We start from the raw sequence: 13,507 nt of genomic DNA on the forward strand, positions 1-13,507 counted from the left end.
CCCCCCCCCACCAGATGATCATACCCACGCCATTGAATTGCGGGCGGCCGAAATCGACGCACACCGCAAGACCCTTCCCATGAACGAATTGGCGTTGTTCGACGTTGGCGATAATCCTTTGGGACAGGCGCTCGCACGACTTGGTCGATCAATCAGTTTACGTGAGTCCGCCAGACAGACTGAATCCCCATCTAGTTCTATTAAAGATAGGGAAAAATAAGCGAACGTCACTACCAGGGCTGCTCATGCAGCCCTGCGGCGGTTCTGGCCCGCGCAAATTGCGGGCCGGTGCGGCACCAACAGAGCCAAAATCCGCAAAAACTACTTTTGCGGTTAGTGTTATATGGCTTTTGAATAAAGAGGGGCGGCAAAGCCGTTGCCAGAATAGTGGCGCTGTGCAAATATCTGATAAATGCAGTAAGATTATCTGAAGGATTTTCGATGCAGCTGGAAACTCTTGACGGCAGAGCCGTCAAAAACCTCGCAATAGCGCACGCCCTGAATGGGGCCGTCGTTCTGGGGCAGCCGGGCGGTTTCGCTGTCCTTGTAAAGTATGGGATGAATGAGAGAGCCGTGGCCGCTCAAAGGTCCCGCAGGATGCGCATCTGGCGGAATCTCAACACGGTCGCTGCCTATGTTCGCGACGAGCTTGGACTTGCAAGGTTCGAAATTGACATGACCGAACATGACCCGGCAGCAATCGAGCGAAAACGACCTGATACTGCGGACCGTCAACGCCAACTGCATGAGGCCGGCGAACATGATGCCTGGTTCCGGGGGCAGGTGCAAAAGGCTATGGATGGGATTGAGGATGGCTCGAATCGTGCAATTTCCGAGGATGAGTGGGCGGAAAAGGCGAAACTGAAGCGGGCTGACTTACAGCGTCGTATCGGCGCGCAAGGTCACTGAGTATATGCGGATCGTCAGACGTGATTCCTATGCTGCCGATCTCGACAGCATCGTTGACCATATAGCTCTGGAAAACCCATCGGCAGCCCTCGATATCTGGGATGACATCGAGAGGCAGATCGAGCGGTTGCGTGATTTCCCGCGCTCCGGCCGCATCGGTCGAATGCCGGAAACGAGGGAACTGGTCGTGTCGGGGACGCCTTATATTGTCGTCTATCTGGTTTCCGACGATGTCGAGCTGATCCGCGTCCTGCATGGCGCCCAGAAATGGCCGCCCGAGAATTAAACTCCGGATTTTCGCATCAGCTCGTCTAGTGCCTCGCCGTAGGAGAAGCCCGTTTCATTGCAATACTGCTTAAAACGGTTGATGACGTCGATCGGCGCACGAACAAAGGCTTGATCCAGTGGCTCGCTCGCTTTCCGCACGCGCTTTATGCGTTGGACCGGTTCTCTGCTTTGGAAGCCCGCCCGGTCAGCTGCACGATCGGCTGCTTCCTGTTCTTTCATTGTATTGGACTTTTCCTCCTGCCGAGGGGAAAAGTCCGATAAATCCAACTTGTTGGTTTTCCCAAATCCGAGATCGTTTGTCATCAGGCCGCCCTCTCCGTCGAACTCGATCGCAACAGTTCTAGGATTTCTGCCGTGAGCTGGATCGCATTCTCAACGGCTGCATCAAGGCCATTCACCTTCTGCGGGTCCAATTCGAATAGACTCAAGCGCTCCATAAACATCGCGTTGTAGGCCTCCCGCCTGTAGAGATGAGTATTCAACACCGGAAGATCATTCGATCGCATCTGATCCGATATTTCTCGCTCAATACGCCGGGTAAACGGCGGCGGGCTGGTTCTGTTGAAGGCGAGCGTGAAATTCAGCCGTCGCCCTATATCCTCCTCGCTCTCCCGAACCAAGCCGACGGCTCGGGCAGCTTGCTTCGCATCAAGTGCGCTTCCTCCGAGCGGGATAAGAGTAAGGTCTGCCCGAATGATTGCCCGTGATGCGAGGCGGCTAGCAGTCCCTTCAAGATCAACAAATACAAACTGTGCTTCGGCAGCCGCAGTGTTGATCAAGTCTCTAATGTTCGCTTCCGTGGCATCACTCACGACCTTGATAGGAAGCTTGCTTTCTCCGGATCGCCAATCGGTGATTGGCTTATTCGGGTCTGCGTCGATGATCACCACAGAGCCCCCTTGCTGAGCAAGGGTGGAGGCGATCGAAAGAATGGTTGTCGATTTTCCAGCTCCGCCTTTTGGGTTAGCTGCGCATATTACCGGCATCGAAACACTCCTTAGTAGCTTTAGGAGATTTTTAGCATGCAATCATGAACGCTTTCTGAATGCATGCTTTATTGATAGCAATCGTGAAAGCTAGATGATAGCAATATCTTCGATATCATAAAGATATCATGCTGATTTCGTTCTGTAGAGGCACGGGTCTTCGCCGGGTCCGTCATGGCGGCAGTGCGCCCTTGATTGCGTGGCTCACATGAGCTACATTTGGGGCAACTGAAAGGAGCCCATCATGGCATCCAATGCTTTCGTACGCGCCCGCATCGATGAGACCTTGAAAGATCAGGCTGCCGCCGTCTTAGCGGAAATGGGGCTTACCGTCTCTGATGTTGTCCGCATGACTCTGACTCGCATAGCCAAGGACAAGGCCTTGCCGTTCGAGTTGAAGGTCCCGAATGCCGAGACCCGTGCGGCCATGGATGAGTCGCGGGCAATGATGAAGGCCCGTAACGCTCGTTTCGCCGATTCTCAGGAACTTTTCAGTGCCCTCGACCAAGAAACCCGCAAGTCATAAACGGGCTTCACTGCCGCGTGCGGCTGACTACCCGAAAAGCTTCGTTAAAGATTGGGAGCGTCTATCCCGATCCGGCCGCTACGACATGCGGCAGCTCAAGGAAGTCATGCTGCTGCTGATCGCCAATGATGAGCCACTAGGCCCAGAATGGCTGGATCATGGGCTTAAAGGCGATTGGGCCGATCATCGCGAATGCCACATCGGCGGCGATTTTCTGCTTATCTACCAAATCGAACGTAATCGCATCAACTTCGTCCGAACAGGGACACATTCGGAATTGTTCGAGTAGGCGACTTTGTCGCCTTTCACCAAGGTTCTCAGAGGGCTGAGATGGTTAAGGTGTACAAAAGCGAAGCGATGGCAGCCATCCATGAAACAATGGAAGGCTTTTACGAATCCGGCGTCATCGACAAGCAGACGATGCGCGAGTTCGATGAGGCGTGCCTAACGCCCATGGAAGCGCCTACACCCGAGGAAAGCCGCGCCATTCGCGAATAGCGATCACACCGCTTAGCCTGATCGCGGCGCAGCCGCCCTGGCCTGTAGGCGAACGCGCTTTCAACTCGCGCTGTAGAGAGCCGGAGGGCCTTCCAGTGACAAAGCCCCGGTGCGTCAGCGCCGGGACCCCTTTTCCCATCTGGCCGGTTCCGGTCGAGGTTGTTGCAGCCGTTCCCGCATTTCGGCCATGACATCTTCATGTGGAATGCCTGGCCGGTGATCATCAATCGCTGCCTGAAGGCTGCGCTTCAGCAGCTCGTTGCGCAGATCGACATGCGGCTCCAGTTCCTCGTGCTCGCCGAGGATCACGAATACGGCTTCGGATGGATCGAGGAATTTCCCCTGTTCGATCCTGTCGAGCAGCCATAGGGCGAGGGTAGGGGGAAGATAGGCCTCGAATTTCAGGCCACCCTTTGCGGTCTGTTCCCGTAGTTGTTTGGCTTGTTCGATCGCATGAGCCTTGTCGGCAGGGTCTGGCCATTCTGTCGGTCCGGACATTGTCGTCGATCCTTTCAATGCACTGTCGGCTTGATCAGCGGTAGCATCTTCACGGTGTTCGTTATGATCTTGCGCAGTTTTCGCCATTCGGGGAGATCCCGTTCGTTTACCCGCTCCAGCATGGCGGTCAGCAACCATCCGGCACAGGCAACATCGTCGGCCGCTTTCAAGATATCAGACCGCCTGAAGCAGGCGACAATGCGAGGCCGGGCATCGCCATTGTCCTTTGGAATGCCTGCGACCATTTCCTGGGCTTGCCTGTAGGCAAGAGCAATCCGCTGGCGATCTTCCGGCCCGCTATGCGTGATCAGGCCAAGGGTCCAGATGAGATCTCTTCCCATGGCCTCTGTTTCCTTGAAATCATCGTCGCTCATATCGGATCGAACGCCCCTTTGAATTCCGGATCAGCATAATAGGCGAGCTTGCTGGCGATGATCGGCCGTTGCCCCGCCAGGAACAGAAGTTGGCCTTGGGCGGGCAGGTTGCGCACTTCGTCGGGAGTGAGTAATGGCCGGGCGGTGTGTTGCTGGCTGTAGGAGATGCCCGATTTGTCGGAATCGAGCGCGCGAGCCATGGTCTGGAACACGACGGTTTCCTGTCCGAGCAGATCGGAGACAAGGCGGGCGCTGTCGTGATCGTTGACGCCGAAGACCTGAAGGACGCCGGCATTCGAGAGGAAAGTGCCGGCGCGCTGTCCGTAGGTGGCACGCAACTGATGGACATCCTGCAGGATTGGCCAAAGCTGGACGCCATAGCCTGCCATCAGACCCATGGCGCGCTCGACGGGAGCCAGATGGCCGAGGGCGGCGAATTCATCGAGCAGGTAGAGCACCGGCACGGCGGGCTTTGCCGGATCGCGGGCCATATCCAGTAGGCTTTGCGTCACGAGCAGGCGCAGCCATCGCGAATAGGTGGAAAGACGATCGGGCGGCAGGACGAGGAAGACGGTGACGTTGTTGCGCTTGAGATCGGCAAAGCGGAAATCCGATCGGCCGAGAACCGTCGTCATGCGCGGCGAGTCCAGAAAATGGGTATGGCGCTGCGCCGCCGACAACACGCCGGCGGCTTCTCGATCGGACTTGCCGAGGTGACGGTTTGCGGCGCGGGCGATTAGCCCGCCCGCTTCATCGGATTCCTGCATACGCTTGAGCAGGGCGGTGAAACTTTCCGGAGCCATTGTGAGATATTCGCGCAGCGTGCCGAGGTGACGCCGGCCGGGAGATTCCACTGCGACGATCTTCAGCAGCAGGCCCGATATGAGCGCCTTGGCTTCCTCGTTCCAATGAGCCTCGCCGGCCAAGCCTGGTTCATCGAACACGAGGGCGTCGGCAAGTGTGCTGGCGTCTTCCGCGACATCGAGGCTGGCCGGATCGAGCGAGCTGAGCGGATTAAACGCGGCCGAGCGTTTGCCGGTGACACCGAAAGGATCGAGGACATGGACCGGTCCAAATTGTTCGCGAGCACGACCGGCGATTTTGGCATTCTCTCCCTTTGGATCGATGCAGATCACGGAGCGGTCTGATATCAGCAAGTTCGGAATGATGGTTCCGACACCTTTACCGGTTCGCGTCGGCGCCATGGTCAGCAGATGCGCTGGCCCGTCATAGCGCATGAGGTTTTTCGACCTCGGATCGCGGCCGATCAGCAGCCCCGTATCAACACGGGTGAGGGGAGCTATTTCCTTATTGGTGGCAAAGCGGGCCGAGCCATGGGTATCGTCCGCCATGTCCCCGAAATGGACAATCAGCGGAGTGGTGATGAGGCGGAAGACGATCCAGGCGAGGACCAACAGTGTCACGAGGTCGAGTGCGATAACCGGGATGCTGCCGACGCCAAAGCCCATTTGCTGAAGAGCAAACCGGCCGCCGAAGCCAACCACGAACAGAGCCATGACCAGGATGAAGAGAATGCCAAGCAGCGGCTTCCAGATTCTGAAGGGAGCCGTGAGCAGGGAGACGAAGGCCCATAACGGATCTCGGGCGGCGGCGCGCAACATGTTCTTGAAGGCGGCCCATGCAAGCGTCGCCCGACTCATGAAGCGGCCTCCGTGCCGTTGCTGTCGCCCTCTGTCGTGCTACCCGGCGCTGCTCCGAGCAGATCGGCAAAGAGCGCCTTGTCATTGTCTCGGGTGAGGAAGCCGGGCAGTTCGCGGCGCAACCAGTCGCCCAGGCGCTTGATGAACTCCGGATCGATGGTATTTTCGAGCCGGTGCAGGACGAGTGCGCCGAGCAACACTTTGCGGCGCGTATCGTTGGCGCGTTCCTGCTTTCCAAGCCGCGCCTTGAGGGCAGAGCGCTGCGCATCCAACTCCGCCAGCCGCTGTTCGATGGTTTTGCGAGCCATTCCTGTTTCCTCTTATTCGCCCTGTCGCCGCGACTTGTCCCGCTGGCTCCTTATCGCCGTGATGTCGCGAATATCAGGCACTTCCGTTGCATCTTCCGGAATCATGTCGAGACCATCTTTCGCAACATTCTCGGGGTTTATCGTCTTGTCGGAGAGCTTGCCATCAAGGGCCTGAGCCGCATCGAACAGGTGATTGGTTTCATCGACCATGTTCACTCCTTTGGGTCCTCGCTGTCGACCTGCATTTTACCTGTGGTTGACGGTTGTTCAATGCTTGCTCTCAATTTTTCTGATTACTCTACTCATAAGTTGAGGCAAGAAGCGTTCGTCTTGCACCATACCGAAGCATGAAGTAGCGTAGCGGATGAATGATAAGGGCGCACTTACGACTTGCTGCGCAAGTCAGGTGCGCCGATCCGGATCGGAGAAGGGCAGGCAACGTTTGGCGATCTATCATGCGAGCATGAAGCCGGTATCGCGGGCCAGCGGCAGAAGCGCCGTTGCCTCTGCTGCCTATCGTGCCTGCGAGCGCCTGACGAACGAACGTGATGGCCTCACGCATGACTTCACCCGCAAGCAGGGCGTTGAGCATGTGGAAATCGTGTTGCCCGAGGGTGTGAGTGCGGAATGGGCGAAGGACCGCCAGGCGCTTTGGAACGCAGCGGAGTTTGCCGAGAATCGGAAAGACGCGCGTGTCGCTCGTGAAATCGAGATCGGGCTACCGCACGAGCTGACAGCCGAACAGCGGCTAGAACTAACGCGGGCGTTCGCCCAGGATTTGGCGAACCGCTATGGCGGGGCAGTCGATTTCGCAATCCATGCGCCGCATTCGGCAAGTGACGTTCGGAACCATCACGCGCACCTTTTGATGACGACGCGTCAGGTCACAGAGGAAGGTCTAGGCGAGAAAACGCATATTGAGTGGAAGAATGTGCGTTTGTTGAACGAGGGGTTGCCGACGACGCAAATGCAGCTCCGCGATATCCGGCAATCGTGGGAGCAACATGCGAACGAGCATTTGGCAATGGCCGGCCTCGATGTGCGGATCGACCATCGCTCGCATCAGGAACGCGGTCTTGAATTGGAGCCGACCGAGCATATGGGTGTCCATGCCACGCAGATGCAGCGGCGCGGCCTCGATGTGTCACGCACCCGGCTTGATCAGGAAGCGGCGCAGCGGAACGCCGTGCTGATCCGCGAGAAGCCGGAGCAGGTTCTTTCGATCGTCACCGCCGAAAAGAGCGTGTTCGATCGGCACGACATTGCACGAACGCTGCATCGCTACATCAACGACGACGCGCAGGCGTTCCAAAACGCCTTTGTGACCGTCATGGCATCGCCGGCGCTGGTCGAGTTGCAGAGCGAGCGGACCAATCCCGAGACAGGCGAGGTCGAGCTTGCGCGGTATTCGACCCGCGAAATGGTCGAGATGGAATCCGGCATGGCGGCGAGCGCGACAAGGCTGCACGAGGCGCAGACCCATGGCGTCGATCGGCGGCATGTCGATCGGGCCATAGAGCGGCAGGACGCAGCCATTCAGCAGAGCGCCGGCGATGCGACAGCCAGGCTTTCGGACGAGCAGCACCGGGCAATCGAGCATATCACCGGGCCAGAGCGGATCGCGGCTGTTGTCGGTTATGCCGGCGCTGGCAAGAGCACGATGCTCGCGGCGGCGCGTGAGGCATGGGAGAGCCAAGGCTACACCGTTCACGGCGCGGCCCTGTCGGGTAAGGCGGCCGAGGGGTTGGAGGAATCGTCCGGCATCCAGAGCCGCACACTCGCGTCCTATGAATACCGCTGGCAGAACGACCGCGGGACACTCGGCCGCGGCGACGTGTTCGTGATCGACGAGGCGGGCATGATCGGGAGTCGGCAGCTCTCCCGGTTCATCAATGAGGCCGAGGCGCGCGGCGCGAAGATCGTCCTCGTCGGTGATCATGAGCAGCTACAGGCGATCGGGGCGGGCGCATCGTTCCGCGCCATTGCGGAGCAGATCGGCCGTGCTGAGCTTTCCGAGATACGCCGGCAGCGCATGGATTGGCAGCGGGAGGCGTCGGTTGACTTTGCCACGCATCGGACGGCCGAGGGCCTGGCCGCCTATCGGGAACGCGGCGACGTTCGGCTCAGCGAGACGAAGGAGGAGGCGCGCGGCGAGATCGTCCGCGATTACCTAGCCGATCGCGACGGGCGGCCAGACGGCACGCGCGTTGCGATGGCGCATCGCCGCGCCGATGTTCGGGCCATCAATGACGAGATCAGATCGACCCTGCAGGAGCGCGGCGAGCTGGCGAAAGGCGGGGAGGGGCGCGGCCCACTCGGGCGCGAGATGGCATTCCAGACCAATGACGGCAAGCGATCGTTCGCGCCTGGCGACCGCATCGTGTTTCTTGAGAACGACCGCGACCTTGGCGTCAAGAACGGGATGCTTGGCACGGTCGAGAGCGTCGAGGCCGGCCGGATCGTTGCGCAGCTCGACGGCAAGGGCGATACGGTCAGCGTGCCGATGAACGATTATCGCGCCGTCGACTACGGCTATGCGACGACGATTCACAAGAACCAGGGCGCGACGGTGGACCGGGCCTTTGTGATGGCGTCGGGCACGATGGACCGGCATCTGACCTATGTTGCCATGACGCGGCATCGCGACGGCGTGCAGCTCTATGCGGCACAAGACGATTTTGCCGATCGCAATGCGGGTCGCCTGGTCGAGCATGGGACCGCGCCCTATCAGCACGACCCGAAGAACCACGACAGCTATTTCGTGACGCTGGAAAACGATCGCGGCCAGAAACATACGGTTTGGGGCGTGGACCTTGAGCGCGCGGTGAAAGAGGCCGCGCCGGAGATCGGAGACAGGATAGGCCTTGAGCATCGCGGATCGGAGACGGTGCGCCTTCCAGATGGCACCACAGCCGAGCGCAATGCGTGGAAGGTCCATGAGGGCCACGAGCTGGCCTACGCCCAACTTGAAAACCGGCTCAGCCGCTCAGGCGTGAAGGAAACGACGCTCGATTATACCCGTGACTTTGCCGAGCGGCGCGGGATCGCGGAGCAGATGGGTGTCCGCAGCGAGATCGAGCTACGTCCGGACAGGGAGCCGACGCAGGAGCAAACCCGGGCCGAGCGGCAATCGCAGCGGCCGAGCATCGAGGCCGAAAAAGTGGGCGAGGATCCACGTCAGGTTTCTGCGCTGCCCAAGGATCTCGCCTCCGATCGTATTCAGGAACATGGGGACGATCGCCAGCAGCGACCGCGCCGAGGCATGTTCGAGGGCCTGAAACTCGGGCGCAGAGCAGCGGTCGAAGGTCCGCAGCAGGACCGCGCCGAGGCTGCCCAGGAACGGCGAGAGATAGCCGAGACTCCCCGGCGCGGTATGTTCGACGGCCTGAAGCTCAATGTTGGTCGTGGGGCCGACTCAGCCGGTCAGACGCAGCCGGAAAGAGGGGGGAGCGTGCGGGAGACGCTGGCGCCCGACAAGCAGGCAGACCGCTTGCGGCGGCCGTCCGACATGGAGCGTGCCATAGACCGCTATGCGCGGGCCTATGACGCGGCCGAGCGGAATCACCGCGAGGGCTTGCCTATCCTTGAGACGCAGAAGCTTGAAATGCGCCAGGCTGGTCAGCAGCTCGACCAGGCGCGGCCGGGAGCGTCGGCGCTGATGGTGTCGGCCTTGCAGCATGACCCGGAGACGCGGGCTGCCATGCAGGAGCTTTCCGGCCGCGAGCGTGTCGGGCAGCTTAGCGCCGGCATGGATCGGGAGCGCGCCGCACTGGCGGACCCGAACGTCAGGGCCGAACGGTTCGTGCAGCGCTGGCAGGAGCTACAGGGCGAACGCCAGGAGCTTCGCGGTTGGCAGCATGATGAGGCTCGCGGGAAGGTCGAGGGGCAAATGCGCGGCATGACAAAGAGCCTTGAGCGCGATCCGCAGGTTGAATCGATCCTGCGCAATCGCAGCCAGGACCTCGGAATCGGTCACGTGCGGCAGAGCGAAAGCCTCGCCCGCGACATGGAGCAGAGCCTTGCACGCGGCCGGAGCCAGAATCTCGGGATGGAACGATAGGAGACGCCATGACGGACGAGAGCGAGGGTACAGAACCAGACGAGCAGGACACAGGCAGCGACCCGGCCCAGGCTTTCGATGCGTTGCGGCGATCTGTCGAGAAGCTGACGCGCGACGTTGGCGGCGAAATGACCGTCATCCGCAAGGGGGTAGAAGCGGCGTTCGAGGAATTCGAGAAAATCCAGCAGCCGCCCGATTATGGCCCGGAGCTTGGCCGAATGGTCAAACAGGTTGCCGTCGTCGGCCAGCACCTCGAAGCCTTGCAGAAATTGCCGGCGCTCAGGAATGGTCCCGATCATTACGCCCGCGCGCTCGAGAACGCCGGCGACCGGGTTTCGGAGAGTACCGGCCGCACGATCGAAGCTCGAGGACAGGCCCTCGAGCGCGTGACCAGCGATCTTCGCGAGTTCGTCCGGGCCGCCCGTCTTCGCCGGGAACAGGATTGGTGGCTTTGGGGTGTGGGAGCGGCCGGCCTGGTCGCCGGTGTGCTGCTGACGCTGTTCCTCCCCCGTGTGCTGCCGGGATCGGTCGATATGACCGTTGCCTCGACTGCCATGAACGCCGACCGTTGGAGTGCCGGAATCTCGCTGATGCAGTCGGGAAGCCCCGGAGGGTGGCGCAATCTGATGGCCGCCAACGATCTTGTGCGCGATAATCAGGAAGCGCTTACCGCATGCTCCGAGACGGCCGCCAAGGCGAAGAAGGAACAACGTTGCACGGTCACCGTGGCAGCGCCTCAACAATGAGTTTCGAGCGGCAAGCCCTTCGCGGGCCAGCCCGAATGTTCTCCGAAACGCTCATGCGGCACGGTCCAGTGTCGCCCGCACGCGGGGAATGGAAGCCAAGGCGTCGGAGAAGGCTTGCGCCCTCGCGTCTAGGCGGATAGCTTCTTCAGGATAAGGGAAGGCGTGACCACCTTGTCGGCGAGTGCCCGGATTACCTTGCCGATTTCATCGGCATGCCCCAGGATCAGGTTGGCGTCGAGACGGTGTCCGAACAGAGGTGCCAGACGACCGTATCTTGTTTTCGGTTCGAAGGCATAGAGTTTGCGGTCCGACAGGCGCGGAATTCGAGGCTCGAAGCAGCGGCCCAGCAGTGCTGCGATGGCAAAGACGATATCGGAAACGCCGCCACCATCGACATGCAACGCCCCGATGTCGACACTGCTTTCGTGGCCGAGAATGCCGTCTAATGCATGGATGGCTTCACCGGCGGTGCCAGCGATGACCTTCTGATGAAGCGGCGCATAGCGATCGGTGATCGTGGTGTAGATTTTCACGATCGGATCACGGCCATAGTGTCCATTGATTGCGCCGCCAGCTTCGCCCGGACCACCGAGATAAAAGGCCTGACCATCGGCTGAAGCGCGCCAGCCTTCGCCAAACCAGACCGATAGCGGCTCGGCATGAATTGCATCGGTCATGCTCGCCAACGCCGCGCGGTAGACCTCGGCAATCGCCGCGAGGTCAGCAGAGTGCATCGCTGCAGCGGCTAAACGTTCGACGACGCTGATACCAGGGATAATGATCCTTCCAGCCCGCATCCATTCAATCAGACGATCGAGAAGCACCCGGCCATCGGTCAAGCCGACGGCTTCGTTTTGAGCCCAGGCGGCAAGTTCGACCCGCAATGGTTGGCTCAAATCGCGGAAACCGTGGCGCTCTTTGGTAAGCGCACAATTCCCCGCACCTGTTCACTGGGCAGCGAATGGAGGAGTCTGTGTCCGCAATGGAGACTGTGGACACAATGACATTGGATATCTTGAACGGCTCAGGAGGTCTTCGGGCCGTGAAGGTTCTTTCGAACGGGAAGCGGCGTTTCGATCCCGTCGAGAAAGACCTGCTGATCGAGGCGGCACTCCAGCCCGGCGTCTCGGTTGCCCGCCTGGCACTGGCGCATGGCGTCAACGCCAATCAGCTACGCAACTGGGTGAAGCTTCGCCGAGATCGGCAGTCCCAGGGTGCTTTGACGGTTGTTGCAGGGCAGGAAACGTCGGCCTTTGTTCCTGTGTTTGCAGCGTCGCCGATTGCGCGGCAGCCCAACATGCCGGCCCGGCCATCATCGGCAGGAATGCGGCTGATGGCCGGTCGAACGCGCTCAAATAGGAACGACGTTGATCCAGCAGGCTCTCGGGGATCTCGTCCGCGCGCCGCTTACCGAAATCCGCACCATCGAACAGATGATGGCCGAGCGGCCGGCCCGCGAAAAGGAAGACCCTGGGTCTGAAATCCCGCCCGAAATTGCCGAGCAGGTCGTTCACCAGTTCATGGACCGGCAATATCGTGAAATTCTTGATCAGCCGCTCGGCATGCTCGGCAATAAGACGCCGCGTCAGGCCGCAAAATCAGCCTCTGGCCGACAGAAGCTCGCCGAATGGCTCAAATATTCTCGAAAATCAATCGTCCCGGCAGCCAAACCCGGCAGATCCTATGGCGACGTACAGTTTCGAGTGGATGTGGCACGAACTCGGCGTCGTCGATCTGCGCCAATAACCGCTACCGTATATCCGTGTCCCAATAATGTACTGAGGCCTATCTCAGCCGCGCCGTCGATTATGTCCGCAGCCAGGGCATCGATATTCCCGCCGAGTTGCTCTCCCAGGTAGCACCGCTTCCCTGGGCTCATATCGCACTCAGCGGAGACTATCTCTGGAACGAAATTGACCGACCCCTCGAACGCTTCAGGCCGATCCGCGTTAACCGCTTCAATCCAAACAACTTCGATTTCCCTTAGATGGTATTATTGCAGAGATTCCCACGGAGCCCCTAATATAACTCGAAAATGTACCTTACCGAAAAAATCTTCTTGCATTCCCCGGGGTGTCCACAGATGTCGTGACGCCTAATTGATGCGATTGATCCGAAAGCCGGCGCTCGACTGGTTCCACATCACCATGCGGATCACCGTCCTTCGCGAGTTCGCACAGGGGCTGGAACTACGATGCTCAGGCAGGCCTGGACATGCTTGACGCGCTCAAAAGGATCAAATGGTATCTCTGGCACGGCAACAAGCACCGGGCGCGGGAGGAGATCAGCGACCTGTATTGTGACGCTGAGTGTGTGAGACCGATTATCAGAACATGCGGAAATTCCTGACGGCGATCGGCGAATTCCAATCTTACATCGCTGCCAACAATGCCAGCCTGATCAATTACGGCGAGCGCTACCGATCCGGAGAGCGGATATCCTTTGCCTTCGTCGAGGCCACCGTCAACGCCGTCATCAGCAAGCGCTTCGCCAAAAAGCAGCAGATGCAATGGAGCAAGACTGGCGCGCATCTGCTGTTGCAGACCCGAACACAGACCCTCGATGGCTCGTTGCGATCGACATTCGAGAAATGGTATCCAGGCATGGCAAACGACAATCAAAAGCCGCACGAAGCATCGCTCGCCGCGTGACT

General features: G+C 59.6%; 16 protein-coding genes and 4 pseudogenes. 11 read left to right on the plus strand and 9 right to left on the minus strand.

Going from position 1 to position 13,507, the window contains the following annotated elements:
• The 3 genes and pseudogenes from CEV33_RS24155 to CEV33_RS00425 form a co-directional block, all read left to right on the plus strand.
• Window positions 1-220 (plus strand): annotated as a pseudogene (locus CEV33_RS24155) (helix-turn-helix domain-containing protein); the annotation flags it as partial.
• Between the two features lie 221 nt (window positions 221-441).
• A complete protein-coding gene (locus tag CEV33_RS00420) occupies window positions 442-909 on the plus strand; it encodes a hypothetical protein (RefSeq protein WP_094538657.1) in 468 nt (155 codons plus the stop codon).
• A 4-nt stretch (window positions 910-913) separates the two neighbouring features.
• The gene (locus CEV33_RS00425; RefSeq protein ID WP_094538658.1) at window positions 914-1,195 is read left to right on the plus strand and encodes a type II toxin-antitoxin system RelE/ParE family toxin; all 282 of its coding nucleotides are present in this window, start codon (window positions 914-916) and stop codon (window positions 1,193-1,195) included.
• Here CEV33_RS00425 and CEV33_RS00430 read toward each other — a convergent pair.
• Complete coding sequence (locus CEV33_RS00430) at window positions 1,192-1,500, minus strand: hypothetical protein (protein ID WP_094538659.1); 309 nt, start codon at window positions 1,498-1,500, stop codon at window positions 1,192-1,194. The two genes, CEV33_RS00425 and CEV33_RS00430, sit on opposite strands and share 4 nt — an antisense overlap.
• A complete protein-coding gene (locus CEV33_RS00435; protein WP_077472809.1) occupies window positions 1,500-2,183 on the minus strand; it encodes a ParA family protein in 684 nt (227 codons plus the stop codon). Before CEV33_RS00435 ends, CEV33_RS00430 begins: the two co-directional genes overlap by 1 nt.
• Before the next feature lie 244 nt (window positions 2,184-2,427).
• Between CEV33_RS00435 and CEV33_RS00440 the strand changes: the two genes are divergently transcribed.
• The 3 genes from CEV33_RS00440 to CEV33_RS00450 are packed head-to-tail and all read left to right on the plus strand — an operon-like array spanning window position 2,428 to window position 3,207.
• On the plus strand, window positions 2,428-2,709 hold the full coding sequence (locus CEV33_RS00440) for a type II toxin-antitoxin system RelB/DinJ family antitoxin (protein ID WP_094538660.1): 282 nt from the start codon (window positions 2,428-2,430) through the stop codon (window positions 2,707-2,709).
• A complete protein-coding gene (locus CEV33_RS00445; protein ID WP_094538661.1) occupies window positions 2,678-2,998 on the plus strand; it encodes a type II toxin-antitoxin system YafQ family toxin in 321 nt (106 codons plus the stop codon). The genes CEV33_RS00440 and CEV33_RS00445 overlap by 32 nt, the downstream gene beginning before the upstream one ends.
• 41 nt (window positions 2,999-3,039) lie before the next feature.
• Window positions 3,040-3,207, plus strand: coding sequence for a helix-turn-helix domain-containing protein (locus tag CEV33_RS00450; RefSeq protein ID WP_235818318.1), 168 nt, complete (start codon window positions 3,040-3,042; stop codon window positions 3,205-3,207).
• A 114-nt stretch (window positions 3,208-3,321) separates the two neighbouring features.
• Here CEV33_RS00450 and CEV33_RS00455 read toward each other — a convergent pair whose 3' ends face one another.
• Genes CEV33_RS00455 through CEV33_RS00475 form a run of 5 tightly spaced genes read right to left on the minus strand, consistent with a single transcriptional unit; the run spans window position 3,322 to window position 6,258 of the window.
• Complete coding sequence (locus CEV33_RS00455; protein ID WP_094538662.1) at window positions 3,322-3,705, minus strand: antitoxin PaaA2 family protein; 384 nt, start codon at window positions 3,703-3,705, stop codon at window positions 3,322-3,324.
• A gap of 14 nt (window positions 3,706-3,719) precedes the next feature.
• The gene (locus CEV33_RS00460) at window positions 3,720-4,079 is read right to left on the minus strand and encodes a hypothetical protein (protein WP_235818319.1); all 360 of its coding nucleotides are present in this window, start codon (window positions 4,077-4,079) and stop codon (window positions 3,720-3,722) included.
• A complete protein-coding gene (locus CEV33_RS00465) occupies window positions 4,076-5,740 on the minus strand; it encodes a type IV secretory system conjugative DNA transfer family protein (protein ID WP_094538663.1) in 1,665 nt (554 codons plus the stop codon). The genes CEV33_RS00460 and CEV33_RS00465 overlap by 4 nt, the downstream gene beginning before the upstream one ends.
• Window positions 5,737-6,048, minus strand: a complete 312-nt coding sequence (locus CEV33_RS00470) for a mobilization protein (protein ID WP_094538664.1) — start codon at window positions 6,046-6,048, stop codon at window positions 5,737-5,739. The genes CEV33_RS00465 and CEV33_RS00470 overlap by 4 nt, the downstream gene beginning before the upstream one ends.
• A 12-nt stretch (window positions 6,049-6,060) precedes the next feature.
• Entirely contained in the window at window positions 6,061-6,258 is a 198-nt protein-coding gene (locus CEV33_RS00475; protein ID WP_094538665.1) for a hypothetical protein, read from the minus strand.
• A gap of 232 nt (window positions 6,259-6,490) precedes the next feature.
• On the opposite strand from CEV33_RS00475, the gene traA reads away from it, so the two are divergent.
• Complete coding sequence (traA, locus tag CEV33_RS00480; RefSeq protein WP_094538666.1) at window positions 6,491-10,108, plus strand: Ti-type conjugative transfer relaxase TraA; 3,618 nt, start codon at window positions 6,491-6,493, stop codon at window positions 10,106-10,108.
• Window positions 10,109-10,116: 8 nt separating this feature from the next.
• The gene (locus tag CEV33_RS00485; protein WP_094538667.1) at window positions 10,117-10,854 is read left to right on the plus strand and encodes a DUF6118 family protein; all 738 of its coding nucleotides are present in this window, start codon (window positions 10,117-10,119) and stop codon (window positions 10,852-10,854) included.
• 128 nt (window positions 10,855-10,982) lie between these two features.
• Here CEV33_RS00485 and CEV33_RS00490 read toward each other — a convergent pair whose 3' ends face one another.
• Both CEV33_RS00490 and CEV33_RS24580 read right to left on the minus strand, forming a co-directional pair.
• Window positions 10,983-11,588 carry a Tn3 family transposase gene (locus CEV33_RS00490; protein WP_328588538.1) on the minus strand — a complete coding sequence of 202 codons (606 nt, stop codon included), beginning with the start codon at window positions 11,586-11,588 and terminating at the stop codon, window positions 10,983-10,985.
• Window positions 11,589-11,600: 12 nt separating this feature from the next.
• Window positions 11,601-11,762 (minus strand): annotated as a pseudogene (locus CEV33_RS24580) (DUF4158 domain-containing protein); the annotation flags it as partial.
• Between the two features lie 92 nt (window positions 11,763-11,854).
• Here CEV33_RS24580 and CEV33_RS00500 point away from each other — a divergent pair.
• The 3 genes and pseudogenes from CEV33_RS00500 to CEV33_RS00510 form a co-directional block, all read left to right on the plus strand.
• Window positions 11,855-12,334: a transposase gene (locus tag CEV33_RS00500; RefSeq protein WP_235818321.1), complete on the plus strand. Its 480-nt coding sequence runs from the start codon at window positions 11,855-11,857 to the stop codon at window positions 12,332-12,334.
• A gap of 315 nt (window positions 12,335-12,649) precedes the next feature.
• A pseudogene (locus tag CEV33_RS24735) lies at window positions 12,650-12,841 on the plus strand (hypothetical protein); the annotation flags it as partial.
• 139 nt (window positions 12,842-12,980) lie between these two features.
• Window positions 12,981-13,505: pseudogene (locus tag CEV33_RS00510) on the plus strand (ISKra4 family transposase); the annotation flags it as partial.
• Window positions 13,506-13,507 lie beyond the last annotated feature (2 nt).

The organism is Brucella grignonensis (assembly GCF_002252505.1).
Taxonomy (GTDB): domain Bacteria; phylum Pseudomonadota; class Alphaproteobacteria; order Rhizobiales; family Rhizobiaceae; genus Brucella; species Brucella grignonensis.